18 protein-coding genes are annotated in these 16,954 nt (G+C 58.7%); all 18 read left to right on the top strand.

Features of this window, described 5'->3' with window-relative positions:
* Nucleotides 1-53: 53 nt before the first annotated feature.
* Nucleotides 54-944: a dihydrodipicolinate synthase family protein gene (locus ACIQWS_RS18575; protein ID WP_403182719.1), complete on the top strand. Its 891-nt coding sequence runs from the start codon at nt 54-56 to the stop codon at nt 942-944.
* 36 nt (nt 945-980) lie between these two features.
* Nucleotides 981-1,640: a GntR family transcriptional regulator gene (locus ACIQWS_RS18570; RefSeq protein WP_288191334.1), complete on the top strand. Its 660-nt coding sequence runs from the start codon at nt 981-983 to the stop codon at nt 1,638-1,640.
* A 61-nt stretch (nt 1,641-1,701) separates the two neighbouring features.
* Nucleotides 1,702-3,027, top strand: coding sequence for a sugar ABC transporter substrate-binding protein (locus ACIQWS_RS18565; RefSeq protein WP_346304903.1), 1,326 nt, complete (start codon nt 1,702-1,704; stop codon nt 3,025-3,027).
* Nucleotides 3,024-3,950 (top strand): carbohydrate ABC transporter permease, encoded by a 927-nt coding sequence (locus ACIQWS_RS18560; protein ID WP_403182713.1) that lies wholly within the window; start codon nt 3,024-3,026, stop codon nt 3,948-3,950. Before ACIQWS_RS18565 ends, ACIQWS_RS18560 begins: the two co-directional genes overlap by 4 nt.
* Before the next feature lie 11 nt (nt 3,951-3,961).
* Complete coding sequence (locus ACIQWS_RS18555) at nt 3,962-4,786, top strand: carbohydrate ABC transporter permease (RefSeq protein ID WP_112522346.1); 825 nt, start codon at nt 3,962-3,964, stop codon at nt 4,784-4,786.
* Between the two features lie 29 nt (nt 4,787-4,815).
* A complete protein-coding gene (locus ACIQWS_RS18550; RefSeq protein WP_403182709.1) occupies nt 4,816-5,892 on the top strand; it encodes an ABC transporter ATP-binding protein in 1,077 nt (358 codons plus the stop codon).
* 37 nt (nt 5,893-5,929) lie between these two features.
* The gene (locus ACIQWS_RS18545) at nt 5,930-7,087 is read left to right on the top strand and encodes a fumarylacetoacetate hydrolase family protein (RefSeq protein WP_403182706.1); all 1,158 of its coding nucleotides are present in this window, start codon (nt 5,930-5,932) and stop codon (nt 7,085-7,087) included.
* A gap of 194 nt (nt 7,088-7,281) precedes the next feature.
* Nucleotides 7,282-8,625 (top strand): extracellular solute-binding protein, encoded by a 1,344-nt coding sequence (locus tag ACIQWS_RS18540; protein WP_403182703.1) that lies wholly within the window; start codon nt 7,282-7,284, stop codon nt 8,623-8,625.
* A gap of 80 nt (nt 8,626-8,705) precedes the next feature.
* Nucleotides 8,706-9,602, top strand: coding sequence for a sugar ABC transporter permease (locus ACIQWS_RS18535; RefSeq protein ID WP_346304898.1), 897 nt, complete (start codon nt 8,706-8,708; stop codon nt 9,600-9,602).
* A gap of 10 nt (nt 9,603-9,612) precedes the next feature.
* A complete protein-coding gene (locus ACIQWS_RS18530; RefSeq protein ID WP_346304897.1) occupies nt 9,613-10,500 on the top strand; it encodes an ABC transporter permease subunit in 888 nt (295 codons plus the stop codon).
* 11 nt (nt 10,501-10,511) lie between these two features.
* Complete coding sequence (locus ACIQWS_RS18525) at nt 10,512-11,633, top strand: sn-glycerol-3-phosphate import ATP-binding protein UgpC (protein ID WP_403182698.1); 1,122 nt, start codon at nt 10,512-10,514, stop codon at nt 11,631-11,633.
* Between the two features lie 21 nt (nt 11,634-11,654).
* Nucleotides 11,655-12,578: a sugar phosphate isomerase/epimerase gene (locus ACIQWS_RS18520; protein WP_346304895.1), complete on the top strand. Its 924-nt coding sequence runs from the start codon at nt 11,655-11,657 to the stop codon at nt 12,576-12,578.
* A gap of 106 nt (nt 12,579-12,684) precedes the next feature.
* Complete coding sequence (locus ACIQWS_RS18515; protein ID WP_403182695.1) at nt 12,685-13,023, top strand: cupin domain-containing protein; 339 nt, start codon at nt 12,685-12,687, stop codon at nt 13,021-13,023.
* Between the two features lie 92 nt (nt 13,024-13,115).
* Nucleotides 13,116-13,784 carry an amino acid ABC transporter permease gene (locus ACIQWS_RS18510; protein WP_403182692.1) on the top strand — a complete coding sequence of 223 codons (669 nt, stop codon included), beginning with the start codon at nt 13,116-13,118 and terminating at the stop codon, nt 13,782-13,784.
* A complete protein-coding gene (locus ACIQWS_RS18505) occupies nt 13,784-14,455 on the top strand; it encodes an amino acid ABC transporter permease (RefSeq protein WP_346304893.1) in 672 nt (223 codons plus the stop codon). The genes ACIQWS_RS18510 and ACIQWS_RS18505 overlap by 1 nt, the downstream gene beginning before the upstream one ends.
* Before the next feature lies 1 nt (nt 14,456).
* Nucleotides 14,457-15,191, top strand: a complete 735-nt coding sequence (locus ACIQWS_RS18500) for an amino acid ABC transporter ATP-binding protein (protein ID WP_403182687.1) — start codon at nt 14,457-14,459, stop codon at nt 15,189-15,191.
* 2 nt (nt 15,192-15,193) lie between these two features.
* Nucleotides 15,194-16,144, top strand: a complete 951-nt coding sequence (locus ACIQWS_RS18495; protein ID WP_346304891.1) for an isoaspartyl peptidase/L-asparaginase — start codon at nt 15,194-15,196, stop codon at nt 16,142-16,144.
* Nucleotides 16,141-16,938 carry a transporter substrate-binding domain-containing protein gene (locus ACIQWS_RS18490; protein ID WP_223614169.1) on the top strand — a complete coding sequence of 266 codons (798 nt, stop codon included), beginning with the start codon at nt 16,141-16,143 and terminating at the stop codon, nt 16,936-16,938. Before ACIQWS_RS18495 ends, ACIQWS_RS18490 begins: the two co-directional genes overlap by 4 nt.
* Nucleotides 16,939-16,954: the final 16 nt, after the last annotated feature.

Raw genomic sequence — 16,954 nt, 5'->3', positions numbered from 1 at the left:
ATCAACTAACATGTTAGTAGTCTTTATGCATTGAGAGGGTGGGAGGAAAATCATTGTCTCGGGTTGAACGATTTGGACTTTCTGCGGCATTGACGATGCCGTTTGATGCTGCGCTGGCAATTGATCTGCGCTTGGCAATTCACCATGCAAAAACCTGTCTGCAGCGCGGCTGCAGCAGCGTAACCCTGTTCGGGACGACGGGCGAGGGCTCGTCCATCGGTATCCATGAGCGCCAGGCCGTCATCAAGGGATTTATTGCGGCAGGCATCGCGCCGTCGCAGATTGTCGTGGGCGTCATGGCCAATTCGCATGTCGATGCGGCAGAGCAGGCACGGTTTGCACTGGATGCGGGATGCCGCGGTATTCTCCTGGCGCCACCGTCCTATTTCAAGAATGTCAGCGATGACGGCCTCTTTGACTGGCATGCGGCGGCGTTCAAGGCGATCGGCGCGGATGTGCGCGGCATCATTCTGTATAATCTGCCCTCAGTGACGGCAGTCGAGATTTCGGTTGATCTGGTCAGCCGGTTGCGTGAGGCTTTCCCTGGTGCGATTGCCGGGGTCAAGGATTCTTCCGGCAACTGGAGCTATACGGAAAAGATGCTGGCGCGGCACAATGACCTTGCCATCCTGATCGGCGATGAACGCAGCCTTGCTGCGGGCGTGCGTCTCGGCGGGCAGGGTGCCATCTCGGGTCTAGCCAATATCTATCCCGAACGTCTGGCGCGTATGATCGATGAAGGGCGCGATGATGAAGAGGTGGTTGCGGCTGTCAATGAACTGGTGAAGTATCCGGTGATTCCGGCTGTGAAGGCGATGGTTGCCCATCACCAGGGCGAAGAAGGCTGGCGGCGGACACGTGGCCCGCTCGAAGCCTTGCCGGACGGCGATCGCAAGCATCTGACGGCAGTCTTTGATCGTCTGTTTGTCGCGGCGGCCGCCTGACGGGGAATCGTGAAGGCGTCCTGAGGAGGAACAGGCATGGATGACAGCGGCGAGCCGGTAAGATTGCGTGAGAAAGCCTATGCGAGTTTCACGGAACATCTTCTCGCCCGTGACTTTCATCCGGGGCAGTTCGTGTCGCAGCGCCAGCTCGTTGCCATGACCGGCATGCCGCTCGGCGCCATCCGTGAAGTTGTGCCCCGTCTCGAAGCTGAGGGGCTGGTGAAGACGGTGCCGCAGCGCGGGATACAGATTGCGCATATCGATATCAATCTGATCCGCGAAGCCTTCCAGTTCCGCGTCTTCATGGAGAAGGAAGCGATTGCGCTGTTCTGTGTTTCCGCTTCCGATGAGGTGTTGGCCAGGTTGCGGCGCGAACATGAAGAGACCCTGGAGAAGGCTCTCAGGGACGGAGAGACGCCGGAGCTTGAACTGCACGCGCAGGCGATCGATTGGTCGCTGCATGACACAATCATCGATTCCCTTGGCAATGGGATCATTTCGAAAGCCTATCGGATCAATGCCATCAAGATGCGCTTGATCAATCAGGAGCGGTTTCGCATCACCGGCCGCGTTATTCCGGTGATGCGCGAGCATCTGGCGGTCATTGCGGCAATCGAGACCCGCAACCCGCAAACGGCGATGGATGCCATTGCCGAGCATATCAACAATGCAAGGAATCTCGCTCTGAAGGTTTAGACGCAACGGTGCCGGAAATGGGAGTTACGGCGCTGCAATGGATTATGGGAGGACGATAAGCATGAAACGGATTCAACCGACGCGCCGGCAATTTCTTGCCGGATCAGCAGCACTTGGCGCGGCAAGCTTTGCCGGCCTAAAGCCGGCATTCGCCAATGTCGACTGGAAGAAATATGCAGGCACGACCCTCGAGGTGAACCTGATCAAGAGCCCGCGCGGCGATATTCTGCAAAAGTACCAGAAGGAATTCGAGGAATTGACTGGAATCAAGGTCAATTCCGAGCAGACACCAGAACAGCAGCAGCGCCAGAAAGCCGTGATCGAACTGACCTCCGGCAAACCAAGCTTCGATGTCATCCATATCAGCTATCACGTGCAGAAGCGGCAGTTCGAGAAGGGCGGTTGGCTTGCCGACCTGACACCGTTCCTGAAGGATCCCACGCTCACCGAGCCGTCATTGGTCGAAAGCGATTTTGCCGAAGCGGGTCTTGCCTTTGCCAAGGACAAGAACGGCCGTTTCGGCGGTCTGCCGTTCTCGGTGGATTACTGGATTCTGTATTGGAACAAGGAACTCTTCGCCGCCAAGGGCATCGAATATCCGAAGTCCTTCGATGAGCTTGTAAGCGCCGCAGAAAAACTCACCGATGCGAGCAAGGGCACGTATGGTTTCGTTGCCCGCGGTATGAAGAACGCCAATACGCCTGTCTGGGCCAGCCTCATGCTCGGTTATGGCAAGAGCACGATCGACGACGGCAATCTCCAGACCGACACGCCGGAAGCAATCCAGGCCGCAACGCTCTATCAGCGCCTGATGACAAAGTCCGCACCGCCCGGCGTAACGGGTTTCAACTGGGCCGAATGCCAGTCAAACTTTCTGCAGGGCAAGGTTGCCATGTGGCTGGATGGCATCGGCTTCGCCCCGCCGCTGGAAAATCCGGAGAAGTCGCGGGTCGTCGGCAAGGTCGGTTACGGCGTCATGCCCAAGGGGCCGGCCGTGCAGGCTGCGCCGACCTTCGGCGATGGTATCGGCGTGACCGAGGGATCATCGAAGAAGGAAGCGGCTTACCTCTATTGCCAATGGGCCATTTCGAAGCAGATGGGCGCGCGCCTGCTGCAAACGGGCTCCGGCGTTCCCTTCCGCAATTCGATCCTCAACGATCCGGAGGTCCGCAAGGGTGTGACCATGCCGTCCGAATGGGTTGATGTGCTGACGGCATCGGCCAAGGTCAGCCAGCTCTGCCTGCCGGTTATCGTCCCGGTCACGGAATTCCGCGACGTGATGGGTGTCGGCCTGACCAACCTTCTCGGCGGCGCCGATCCCGCAACGGAAATGAAGCGGGCAACGGAAGAGTTCCGTCCCATCCTTGCGCGCAGCGAGGGCAAATGACAATCGCCGCCCCGACCATGACAACCGAAGCGCAAACCACCAAAGCCAGAACGGGCAAACGCCGGCTCAAGCCGAGCTACTGGCCGTTTGTCATTCCGGCGCTTGTCATTGTCGGGGCGGTCATTCTGTTTCCCTGGGCGTTTACCCTGTGGATGAGCGTCAATGAGTGGCATCTCGGCGGAGAACAGAGCTTCGTCGGGCTCGCGAATTTTACCCGCCTGGCAGGCGATACGCGCTTCTGGCAGTCGATGGGGCACACCGTGCTCTATACGCTTCTCTCGGTCGTCGCGCCGTTATTTTTTGGAACCATTGCGGCTCTGATCTTCGACAGCCAATTGCCGATGCGCGGCCTGCTGCGCGGCATCTTCGTCATGCCGATGATGGCCACGCCCGTGGCCATCGCGCTGGTCTGGACCATGATGTACCACCCGCAGCTCGGGGTTCTCAATTACCTCCTGTCGCTGGTTGGCATCGGGCCGCAGGAATGGATATTCAACCAGAACACCGTGATCCCGTCGCTGGTGCTGGTGGAGACGTGGCAGTGGACACCGCTTGTCATGCTCATCGTGCTCGGCGGCCTTGCTTCCATGCCGCGCGATCCCTTCGAGAGCGCCGAAATCGATGGCGCCAATGGCTGGCAGAAATTCCGCTACATCACGCTGCCGATGATCCTGCCCTTCATGATGGTTGCCGTCATCATCCGCTCCATCGATGCCCTGAAGAGCTTTGACATCATCTTTGCCATGACGCAGGGCGGCCCCGGCACGGCATCCGAGACGATCAATATCTATCTCTACAATGTCGCCTTTTCCTACTACGACATCGGCTATGGCTCGGCGATTGCCGTGGTCTTCTTCGTCGTCATCATCACCATGTCCATGGCGCTGCTCTATCTGCGCCAGCGGACCAAATGGAACAGCTGAGGGAGACGCCGATGGCCCGCCGTAGTCCGCTGAAATCACTGGGCACCGCTTTCGTTGTGTTCGTGATCGTTTCGCCCGCCATTTTCTTCTTTCTCTGGATGCTGTCGCTGTCGTTGAAATACGAGATCGACAATGGCGCCTATCCGCCGATCTTCATCCCGGAGCGGTTTGCCTGGTCGAACTACACCCAGATTTTTGCGACGAACGATTTCCTGCATTACTTCTGGAACAGCCTGATTGTGACGGGCATATCGACATTGCTGGCCCTGCTCGTCGGGGTGCCCGCTGGCTATGGCATTGCCCGCCTGCGCGCCGACAAGGCGGCCATCGTTGTCATGATCGCGCGCATGACGCCGGGCCTGTCCTACCTCATTCCCCTGTTCCTGCTGTTCCAGACGATGGGGCTGCTGGGAACGCTGTGGCCGCAGATCATCATCCATCTGGTTGTGACTGTACCCATCGTGATCTGGATCATGATCGGCTATTTCGAGACGACACCGATGGAACTGGAAGAGGCTGCCATGATCGATGGTGCAACCTCCTGGCAGGTCTTTGTCAAGGTGGCGCTGCCCATTGCCAAGCCCGGTATTGTCGTTTCGTTGATCCTGGCGGTGATCTTCTCCTGGAACAATTTTGTCTTCGGGATCGTGCTGGCCAGCCGTGAAACCCGGACCTTGCCGGTCGCCGTCTACAACATGCTTTCATTCGAGCAGGTCAGTTGGGGCCCGCTGGCCGCTGCGGCGCTGGTCGTTACACTGCCGGTGCTGCTGCTGACCGTTTTTGCCCAGCGCCAGATCATTGCCGGTCTCACCGCCGGTGCCGTCAAGGGCGGCTAGAACAGGTTTTCAAGAACAGGGAGGGCGCGATGGCTTCGGTCTCGATCAAGGATGTCACCAAGAAATACGGCAACGTCAATGTGATGCACGGTGTCTCCGTCGATATTGAAGATGGCGAGTTCGTCATTCTCGTCGGCCCGTCGGGCTGCGGGAAATCGACATTGCTGCGCATGATCGCGGGGCTGGAGGAAATCACCACGGGAGAGATTGCCATCGGCAGCCGCGTCGTCAATGACCTGCCTGCCAAGGAGCGCGACATCGCCATGGTGTTCCAGAACTACGCGCTCTATCCGCATATGACGGTGGCCGACAATATGGGTTTCGCGCTCATGCTCAAGAATGCGCCGAAGCAGGAAAAGGAAAGCCGGGTTGGCCGCGCGGCGGAAATCCTTGGTCTTGAAAAGCTGCTCGACCGTTTCCCGCGGCAATTGTCCGGCGGCCAGCGGCAGCGCGTGGCCATGGGCCGCGCCATCGTCCGTGATCCGCAGGTCTTCCTGTTCGACGAGCCGCTTTCCAATCTCGATGCGAAACTGCGCGTACAGATGCGCAGTGAGATCAAGGGGCTGCATCAGCGGCTTGGTACAACCATTGTCTATGTGACGCATGACCAGATCGAAGCCATGACCATGGCCGACAAGATCGTCGTGATGAAAGACGGTTTGGTCGAACAGATCGGCACGCCGCTCGATCTCTACGATTATCCCGCCAATTTGTTCGTCGCCGGGTTTATCGGCTCGCCGTCGATGAACTTCGTCAAGGGTCGTCTGGCCGGGGCAGGGCAGTTCGCGACGCCGGAAGGCATCATATTGCCCGTGCCGCAGACCATCCAAACCACAGGATCAGCGGACGTGATCTATGGCGTGCGGCCGGAGCACATCAAGATTGCCGCCGGCGGCATCCCGATTGACGTCAGCGTTGTCGAGCCGACCGGCTCAGAAATCATGGTGGTTGGCAAACTGGGCGATCAGGAAATCATGTGTCTCTTCCGCGAGCGGCTGTCGATCAAATCGGGCGACCGGATTCACATCGGAATCGATCCGGCGAACAGCCACCTGTTTGATGGCGCAACGGGCATGCGGCTCGGCAAGCGCAACGCTGCGCACTAATCCATCGTATCAGCACACTCTCCCGGGAGCCTTCACCGTGACCCTATCGACCGAGACCTACAGAACCGGAACTTTCGTTGGCCGTGTCTGGCGCCCCGATGTGCAGGGCCCGGCCCTTGTCGTGGTGCGCGACGGCGTCCTGTTTGACATCACCTCACGCCAGACGGCGACGATGCGTGACCTGCTGGAACTGGACGAGCCTGCCGCCTATGTCGCTGGGCAGACGGGAGAAGAACTTGGACCGCTGGATACGGTTCTGGCGCAGTCCGTCGAAAGTGAAGCCGATGCCGCGCGGCTTCGGCTGCTCGCGCCCTGTGATCTCCAGGCAGTCAAGGCCTGCGGTGTTACCTTTGCCCGCTCGATGATCGAGCGCGTCATCGAGGAGAAGGCTGCGGGCTATCCGGCGCTGGCGCTGAAGATCCGTGAACGCATCATGCCGATCATCGGCAACAGTCTGCGCGATCTGAAAGCCGGTTCGCCGGAGGCGGCCAAGGTGAAGGCTGCCCTGATAGAGGAAGGTGTCTGGTCGCAATATCTGGAAGTCGGCATCGGGCCTGATGCGGAAGTATTCTCCAAGGCGCAGGTCCTCTCCTCCGTTGGCTGGGGCGCATCGGTCGGTCTGCACCCGATCTCAAGCTGGAACAATCCGGAGCCGGAAATCGTGCTCGCCGTCAACAGCAAGGGCAGGGTGCAAGGCGCGACGCTCGGCAATGACGTGAACCTGCGCGATGTCGAAGGCCGCTCCGCCCTTTTGCTCGGCAAGGCAAAGGACAACAATGCCTCGTCATCGATCGGGCCGTTCATCCGGCTGTTCGATGCGACCTATTCCATTGATGACGTGCGCAATGCCGATCTTGACCTGATGGTCGAAGGCCGGGATGGATACGTGCTGAAAGGCAGCAGCACGATGAAGGAAATCAGCCGCGATCCGCTGGATCTGGTCGCCCAGACCACCGGCCGGCATCACCAGTACCCGGATGGCTTCATGCTGTTCATGGGAACGCTGTTTGCGCCGGTCGAAGACCGCGATACGCCCGGGCAGGGCTTTACCCACAAGATCGGCGATGTGGTCACCATATCGAATCCGCAGCTTGGTGCGCTCACCAATACCGTGCGGTTGTCGACGGAGTGCCCCGAATGGACATTCGGCATGGCGGCGCTCATGCGCAACCTTGCCGCGCGTGGTTTGCTGTAAGCAACCCACGCTAGATACTGTCCACAGCGCGGCTGCCGTCTGGCGGCCGGGCTGAGCAATTGTCACAATAGTTTCGTCTAAGGTCGATCAAACTTTCACACAGCCCGTCCAGAGTTGAACGCGAGCGAGGCAGCCGGATTTATCCAGAGCTGCCCCGGGTTCATTCTCTCAATTGCCGTATTCAGGGGGCTTTAATGCAGGGTTTTGGTGTGAAAATTGGTCTGGCCGCAGGGCTGCTGGCCGCCGGGTTTGGCGCGACGCCAGCCATGGCCGAGAAGGTCAAGTTCGAGTTCTGGTACGGCCTGAGCGGCGACCTTGGTGAGCGCGTGCAGGATGCCTGCAAGAAGTTCAACGACTCCCAGGCCAATTTCGAAATCGTCTGCACCAGCCAGAACGGCTATCCCGAAACCGTTCAGAACGCCATCGCCGCCTATCGCGCCAAGAAGCATCCGGCCGTCGTGCAGGTCTTTGACGGCGGCACGCTCGATCTGATGCTGTCGGGTGCTTTCGTTCCGGCCAAGAAGCTGATGGAAGACAATGGCTACAAGATCGACTGGAGCAATTATTTCCCCGGTATCGCGAATTACTATGCGACGGCAAAGGGCGAGCTGAACTCGTTCCCGTTCAATTCGTCGACCGCGATGTTCTACTACAACGTCGATGCCTTCACCAAAGCTGGCATCCAGAATGCGCCAGAAACATGGGAAGATGTCGAAGCCGCGGCCCGCAAGCTGAAAGCGGCCGGTTATGCCTGCCCGTTCGGTTTCAGTTTTGACAGCTGGGCGACGGTCGAACAGTTCTCCGCCATTCACAACCAGCCCATCGCCACCAAGAACAACGGCTATGACGGGCTCGATGCGGAACTTACCCTCAACAAGACCAAGCTGGTCGACCATCTGACATTCTTCAAGAAGATGACCGATGAAGGCCTCTTCGTGGTCAAGACCAAGCAGCTGGGCATGGATGTGGTTCCAGCCTTCACCTCCGAAACCTGCCAGATGATCCAGTCGTCGATCGCCGATCACGGCACCGTCGGCAAGACCATCAAGCAGGGCACGAAATGGGACGTGACCATGCTTCCGGTCTGGAAGGGAACGGCACGCCAGAATTCGATGGTGGGTGGTGCATCCCTCTGGGTTCTCAACAACCGCCCCGAAGCTGAATACAAGGGCGCTGCCGCGTTCCTCAACTTCATCGCCCAGCCGGACATGGTTGAGTGGTGGTCGACGGTCACCGGCTATATCCCGGTCACCAAGACGGGCTTTGAAGCCATGAAAGCCAAGGGCTTTTACGATCAGCCAGCCTTCAAGGGCCGTGAAAAGGCCATCGCCAGCCTGACCTTCACCCCGACCTCCGCCAATACCCGCGGCATCCGCCTCGGCGGTTTCCCGCAGATCCGCAAGGAAATCTCCGATGCGATGGAAGGCATCTTCTTCGGCAAGCTGACTGTGCAGGCCGGTCTCGACCAGGCTGTCGAGCGCGGCAATGTCATCCTGCGCCGCTTTGAAAAGACCTATGCCGGAAAAGTCCTGAACTAAATGCAGGCTTCCAAATGGCCCGGAGCGGAACCGCACCGGGCCATTTCCTTTTCATCCCATAGGCAGAATTGAATATTCTCATGAACAAGCGCGCTGTTTTCAAAAGCTGGTGGTTGCCCGTCCTTTTTGCATTGCCGCAACTCCTGCTCATTTTGTTCTTTTTCTATTGGCCGGCCATTTCGGTTTTCAACTGGGCTTTCACGCTGGAACCAGCCTTTGGCGGTGCGGGCGAACGTCTCTTCGTTGGTTTTGACAATTTTCGCGATGTTTTTGCCGACAGCGAATATTGGCGCTCCGTGTCCCTGAGCCTGTTCTTCGCGTTCACGGCGACCGGATTGTCCATGTTCATCGCCTTTATCCTGGCGATCTGTGTTGATCGTCAGTTGAAGGGCTCAAGCCTTTTCCGGTTCTTTTACATCTGGCCCTATGCCATTGCCGCACCGGCGGTGGGTCTGGCATTCCGCTTCATCTTTGCGCCGGAGAGCGGCCTGATCGCCGTGGTGAACACCTGGTCGCCCGATCTGTGGAATCCCGCCAAATATGGCAGCCATGCCATGATCCTCATCATCATCTGTTTTGCGTGGAAATGGATCGGCTACAACTTCATCTTCATGACGGCCGGTCTGCAATCCATCCCGCGCAGCCTGCTGGAAGCATCGTCCATGGACGGCTCGGGCCCGGTGCGCCGTGCGCTCGATATCCAGATTCCACTCCTGGCACCAACCCTGTTCTTTCTCCTGGTTCTCAATCTGACCGAGAGTTTTGTTGGCCCGGATACCTACGGTATCGTCGACCTGACCACCGAAGGCGGACCCAACAAGGCAACCGATGTCATGGTCTACCGCATCGTCAGCGAAGCCTTCCGCGGCCTGAATTACTCCGGCGCGGCAGCCCAGAGTCTCGTCCTGATCGGACTCATCATGGTGTTCACGTTCATCCAGTTCCGCTTCGTCGAGCGGCGCGTGCATTACAAGTAGGATTACGGCGATGATCGAACGCACACCCATACTCAACGCCGTTACCTACCTCATCATGATCCTGGGACTGATCCTCATTCTCGGGCCGTTCTGGATGATTTTCACGGCCTCCACCCAGTCCCTGCAGGAGGTCACGGCCGTGCCCTTCAACATGACGCCCGGCGGCGATTTCCTGAAGAATGTTCACTCCGCCTGGGATCGTGCCAATCTCGGTCCGGCACTGCTCAACAGCCTCATCACCTCGCTGCTGGTCATGGCGGGCAAGATCGCCTTGGCGGCGCTAAGTGCTTTTGCCATCGTCTATTTCAAGAGCCCGCTGCGTCACGTCTTCTTCTGGATGGTTTTCATGACGCTGATGCTGCCGCTCGAAGTGCGTGTCATCCCGACCTACAACATCGCTTCGGATGTGTTCCAACCCGTCCGCTGGATCATCCAGACCGTCACCGGCATCGAATTGTCACTGCAGTGGAACCTGCTGAACTCCTATTCCGGTCTGGTCCTGCCGCTGATCGCGACCGCGACAGGCACGTTCCTCTACCGGCAGTTCTACATGACACTGCCCGACGAGCTGGCAGAGGCGGCCAAGATGGATGGCGCGCGGCCGCTGCGTTTCTTCATCGATATCCTGCTGCCGCTGTCGCGCACCAATATGCTCGCGCTGGCAACAATCATGTTCGTCTATGCATGGAACCAGTATCTCTGGCCCAAGCTGATGACCACCGATGCCAGCTATCAGACGGCCATGGTCGCCATGCGTGCGTTGGTGCCGTCCGTCAATGCCTTGCCTGAATGGAATGTCTCCATGGCAGGCGCCCTCATCATCATGTTGCCACCCCTGGTCGTCGTTGCCGTCCTGCAGCGCTGGTTTGTCCGTGGCCTGGTCTCGACCGAGAAATAAAGGAAGTAGCAATGGCTGAAATTGGCATCAAGGATGTGCGCAAGGCCTATGGCAGCACACAGATCCTGCATGGCGTCGACCTGAACTTTAAATCCGGTGAGTTTGTCGTCATTCTCGGACCCTCCGGCTGCGGCAAGTCTACGCTGCTGCGCATGATTGCCGGTCTTGAAGAGATTACATCAGGCGAAATTTCCATTGACGGCAAAGTGGTCAACGATCTCGAGCCGCGCGATCGCGGTTGCTCGATGGTGTTCCAGAACTACGCGCTCTACCCGCATATGAATGTTGCCGCCAACATCGGCTATGCCCTAAGGGTTGCCGGTGTTCCGCGTGCCGAGCGCGACCGGCGGATTGCGGAAACAGCCAAGATCGTCGGGCTGGAAGAACTGCTGGACCGTAAACCGGCACAGCTTTCCGGCGGCCAGCGGCAGCGTGTCGCCATGGGCCGCGCGATCATCCGCGAACCGAAGGTGTTTCTGTTCGACGAACCGCTGTCCAATCTTGATGCCAAGCTGCGCGTGCAGATGCGGGTGGAAATCCGCCGCCTGCACAAGCGCCTGTCGGCAACCTCTGTCTTTGTCACCCACGATCAGGTGGAGGCGATGACCTTGGCCGACAAGCTGATCGTCATGAACAAGGGCCACGTGGAACAGGTCGGCACGCCGCTTGAAATCTACCACCGTCCGCGCACGCGGTTTGTCGGAACCTTCATCGGCTCGCCGGCGATGAATTTCTTCGATACGACCATCGCTGCCGGCGGGGATCATGTGCTGCTGGACGGCATCGCGCAGGCAATCGATCCGGTGCTTGGCGGCCAGAACGCGGGGACCGCGGTTTCCGTCGGAATCCGTCCAGAACATTGCCGTCTCGTTCCTGCCGGTACCGTGAACAGTGTTCCGGCCAACGTCGATTTCATCGAAGAGCTCGGCTCCGGCCGTATCGTTCACGTTGAGATTGACGGGCTGAGCTTTGCGGTGTCAGTTGAGGAAGATCAGTTCTTCGAGCAGGGCGCGGTTGCAGGTCTGCAGTTGCCCTCTGAACATATTCACCTGTTCTCGCAGGAAACCGGTTTGCGCCTTGATGATGCTCCGGCAGCGACGCGCCAACCCACTCCGAAAACAGTGGCCGCATAACCCGACTTGAAAGGATCAAACATGAGTTCGGATTCAACCATTTCTGCCGTTGGCTTTTGCACCTACACGGGCAAGGGCAATTTTGACACGCTGGAAGACGCCCTTCGCACCATCGCCGGTCTCGGTGCCAATGCTGCCGAGCTGTCGCTTTATGGCGAGGAAATCATTTCGGGTGGCCGGATTATCCCGGGACGCGCCGAACGCCTGACCGCGATCACCCGTCAGTTCGACCTGCGCTACAGTGTTCACGGTCAGATCGTCTCCAATTTCATGGACCGCGAGCGCCTGGAGTATCAGAAGGCCGTGGTCCGCGCGATGCTGGAACTGTGCAATCGCGTTGAAGCGGGCATCCTCGTGCATCACAGCGGCAGTGCCAAAATGCCGGCCCAGTCACACATTGCCGATCTCGACCGGATGGAGCGCGATGCGCTTGCCGAAATGGCTGAGGTTGCCAAGGGTTACGGCGTGCGGATTGCCTTGGAAAACATTTTCGCGGTCACCGATGCGGAATACCGCCAGACACCGGCACAGGTCGGCGAAACCGTACGGACCATCGGCAGTGCCAATGTGTGCGGCCTGATCGATTTCAGTCATGCTTACATCGAGAGCACGCGGCTTGGTCTCGATTGGCGCGAGCAGATCAAGGCGATGGCACCGGTCACCGGGCATCTGCATGTGCATGACAGCTTTGGCCGTCCTTACAACAGCATGACCAAATTCTATCATCCGGCTGAAGCAACGGCGCTTGGCATTGGCGACCTGCATCTGCCGATCGGTTGGGGCGACATTCCCTGGGAAGAAATCTTCGAGGAACTGACGTTCCTGCCGGATACCATGCTGATCATGGAAATTGTCGAGAACCGGTTTGCCAATGAGCAGGCCGATTGCCTCGAGCGTGCATTCAAACTGGCTGAAATCGCCAATCGCCGCCGTCTTGCGGCTTAGGTGAAAGCGGCGCGGTCGGCTGGTTGACCGCGCCTCTTGCTTCTGGTCACAATGCCAATCATCGGGACCGGCTGTTGCCGGTCTCTCGCTACTAGGAATTGTGAACATGGCTGATCATATTTTGTTTGTTGCAAAAGATTCCGCTGAATGGACCAGGACCGAGCCCGGCGTCAGCCGCCGCATCATGGCCTATCTGCCGGATATGATGCTGGTGGAAGTGCAGTTTGAAAAGGATGCGGTCGGCTCGCTGCATTCGCATCCGCACATTCAGGCGAGCTATGTTGCAGAAGGACGTTTTGAAGTCACCATTGACGGCGTCAGCCAGGTGCTGGAGCAGGGTGGCAGCTTCATCGTCCCGTCCAATCTCGTCCATGGGGTCAAGGCGCTGGAAAAGGGTCGCCTGATCGACAGTTTCTCGCCGCATCGGGCCGAGTTCCTCGCCTAAGCCACGCGTTCATTTTTCATGCTGCCACCGCTTGACAGCATCCTTGCGATAGGCAAAACTGAAACCGGTTTCACTTTGTGCTGGACGGACGTTTGACCTTTGATCTGACCATATTGGCACCGCACATTCCTTTCCTCATGAAAGGGGCGGTCCTGACAGCTGAGGCTTGCGTGCTGGCGCTTGCCGGCAGTCTGTGCATTGGTACGGTCGTTGCAGCGCTGGTCACATCCGCGTCGCCGCTTCTCTCCCGCATTGCCTATGTCTATGTCGATCTGTTCCGCAACATTCCGTTCATCGTCCAGCTGTTCTTTTTCTTCTACGGCCTGCCGGAGATCGGCATCTACATCGATGCGTTCACCACGGGTGTTATTGCACTTTCCATCGCGGGCGGCGCTTTTACCTCGGATGTGATCAGGTCCGGAATCCTGTCGATCGATCCCGGCATCCTGGAAGCGGCCGAAGTCAGCGGACTTTCCAAGCCGACGATCTTCCGCAAGATCGTCATGCCGATTGCGTTGAGGACCTCGGTGCGGCCCCTGGGTTCGGTTTTCATCAATCTCATCCTGACATCGTCGATCCTCTCGACGATCACGCTGAACGAGTTGACCGGTTCGGCCAAGATCGTGGCATCGGATACGTTCCGGCCCTTCGAAATCTATGCGGTTCTGCTTGTCGCCTATGCCTGCCTGACCTATCTGGTCTCGCTCGGCATCGGCGCGTTGCATCGCTATCTCAACCGTGATCAGACCGAGGCCGCCTGATGCGTTATACGGCGTTCACCTCCTATGACATCGTCCTGCTCGCGCAGGGGCTGGGTGTTTCCCTCGCGCTTTTCCTGGCAACGACAATCATCGGCCTTTTCATCGGCTCTCTATGGGCCGTCATCCGGTTCTATCGCATTCCCGTGCTGGCGCAGGTTGTGGCTGTCGTCGCGGAAGTGCTGAAAAACTCCCCGGTTCTGGTCCAGCTGTTTCTCGTGTTCTTCGGCCTGCCTGCTTTTGCCAAGATCAATGTAACGCCGGTCGAGGCCGCAGTGATTACGCTGTCGGGCAATACGGCGGCGTTTGTCTATGTCATTGCCGTGTCGGCGATCGAGTCCATCGGCCGCGACCAGATCGAGGCTGCCCGGGTTTTCGGTTTGTCGCGCTGGCAAATCCTTCGTCGCATCATCGCACCGCAGGCCATGGCGTTTGCCATCGGTCCGCTGACCGGTCTTCTGGTGAACCAGCTGCAGGTGACATCGCTGATATCGGTGATCGGCGTGGTGGACCTGACGAAGATCGGCAACATTCTCAATCTGCGCACGCTGAAACCATTCATCGTCTGGGCTGTTGTGGGCGGGCTTTATTATGTCATGGCCAAGCTCGTCGCCTTTGGCGGAGCCAAGCTGGAGAAGCGGTTGAGGGCACACACTGCATGGAAAGGTCTCTGAAATGATCAGCGTGAGAGGAGTACGCAAGGCGTTTGGTTCTGCGACCGTACTCGACGGAATAGACCTTGATGTCCACAGCGGTGAAGTCGTGTCCATTCTCGGCTCCAGCGGCTCGGGCAAATCGACCCTGATCCGCTGCATGAACGGCCTGGAGAAGCTCGATGGCGGGCGCATCACCATTGATGATTTCGACGTGTCGCGCCCGAAGGAGCTGTCGGAAGCCCGCAAACGGTCGGCGACGGTTTTTCAGCTTTTCAATCTCTACCCGCATATGACTGCCGTGCAGAACATTGCGCTGGCACCGGTGGAAGTGCTGAAAATACCGCGCAAGCAGGCGGAAGCCGATGCGCGTACGCTTCTGGACTCCGTTGGCCTGAGTGCCCGTGCCGATGCCTTTCCCGCACAGCTGTCCGGCGGGCAGCGCCAGCGTGTCGGTATCTGCCGGGCGCTGGCCATGAAGCCGCGTTATCTCCTGCTCGATGAAATCACCAGTGCGCTTGATCCCGAGATGACGTCGGATGTGCTGGCCATTCTCGCCAAGCTCGCCCGCGACGGAACGACGATGGTTTTCGTCACGCATGAAATCGAGTTTGCCCGGACGATCTCGTCGCGGATCGTCTTTCTCGACAAGGGACAGCTCGTTGTCGACCTGCCGACAGCTGAATTTTTTGCAGCCGATGGCGGCATGGCCAAGCCACGCATCGCCCAGTTTCTCTCCAAAATGCGTAAAGACTGACAATGATCCTGATTGCGAACAACGAGGCTTGGCCGGGTTTTGCCAGGAGCGTCGAGCTCCTGAAGCAGGAGGCGCATGGCCTTGACGCCATGGTCGCCGGTATCAGCGAAGTCGAGCGCGAAGTGAAGGTCCGCAGTGTCGGCTTCGGCGGTTGGCCCAACATGCTCGGGCGCATGGAGTTCGATGCGGGTGTGATGGATGGCACGACGCGGGATGTTGGCGCCGTCGGCGCGGTTCCCGATACGCTGCCCGTCGCCGCGCTCGCGCATGCGGTGATGAAACGATTACCGCATGTCATGCTGACCGGCGATGGTGCCCGCCGCTTTGCCACGGAAATCGGCTTTCCCCTCGATGAAACGTTATATGAAGACAGCAAACGCGTCTGGTGGGAGCGGCTGCAGAAGGAATTGACGCCGGAGGAGTTGGCAGCCTTTCCAGATATTCCGCTCGCCCCCTTGAGCCGCACCATTACCGACCCGGAGCGCGTCCGCGATACCACGGTTTTCCTGTCGAAGGATTCCGCCAACGGCATTCACGCGGTCACCTCCACCTCGGGCTGGGCCTGGAAATATCCGGGGCGGCTCGGCGATTCGCCCATCGCCGGTGCCGGGTTCTATGCGGACAGCCGCTATGGTGCCGCGGCCTGCACCCATACGGGTGAAATGACCATCCGCTGCGGCACGGCCCGCAGCATCGTGCTCGCCATGCGCTTCGGCCATTCCTTGCGCGCAGCGGTCGATATGGCGATGGAAGACCTCGCACAGCTGACCACGGGGTTCTTGGCTGGTGTCGTCATTCATGCCATCGACGCCAAGGGCAATCACGACGTGGCAAGTTTCCGCTGCGACGATGAAATCAAATACTGGTTCTGGGAAGCCGGGATGGAGGAACCCGAACGCCGGCTTGCCCGAAAATATGATCCGCAACAAACAACACAAAGGGGACATTCATGAAACGGTTCATTGGAAAATTGGCAGCACTCGCGCTGACCGGTGCACTGGCTTTTACCGGCGTGGCGCATGCCGGGAAGATTGATGACATTCGCGCGCAGGGAAAGGTCCGCATCGGCGTGTCGCTGGGTGGTGAGCCCATCGGTTTCCGCGACGACAAGAACAATCCGGTCGGCTATGATGTCGATGTGGCAACCATGCTGGCGGCCAAGCTTGGCGTTCCCGTCGAGTTCACCGACGTTTCCGGCGATGCCCGCGTGTCCATGCTGGTCTCCGGCCAGCTCGATATCGTGGTGGCCAATACCTCCGCGACGCTAGAACGCGCCAAGACCGTCAATTTCTCGATTCCCTACAACCGTGCCGGCCTGCGCGTCATCGTGCAGAAGGATGCGGGCATCGCCAAGCTGGAAGATCTGGCCGGCAAGAAGGTGGTTGTCGGCCGCGGCACGACAGGCGAAAGCTTCCTGAAGAAGAGCGTGCCGACGGCGGAACTGGTCTATACCGACAATTTCTCGCCCGATGGCGTGCTGCTCCTGCAGCAGAAGCGCGTCGCTGCGGCCATCGAAGATTCGTCGCTGCTCGACTATCTCGCCACCAAGAACGACAATCTGGTAACCTTGCCCGGCCTCTATTCCAACGATCCGATCGGCATTGCCGTTGCCAAGGGCGATCCGGAATTCGTCCGCTGGCTTGATATGTTCGTCTCCGACTACATCCAGTCCGGCGCCTATGATGCGAATTACAAGAAGTGGTGGGGCGAAAAATCCAACCCGCCAGCGCTGACGCCGCTCTGGTAACTTCGAGTCAAAGGCC

The sequence above is a fragment of the Phyllobacterium sp. NPDC097923 genome, assembly GCF_044760925.1.
Taxonomy (GTDB): Bacteria; Pseudomonadota; Alphaproteobacteria; order Rhizobiales; family Rhizobiaceae; genus Phyllobacterium; species Phyllobacterium calauticae.
Note: the sequence above shows the minus strand (reverse complement) of the source record. Positions and strands in the feature narration are given on the sequence as shown.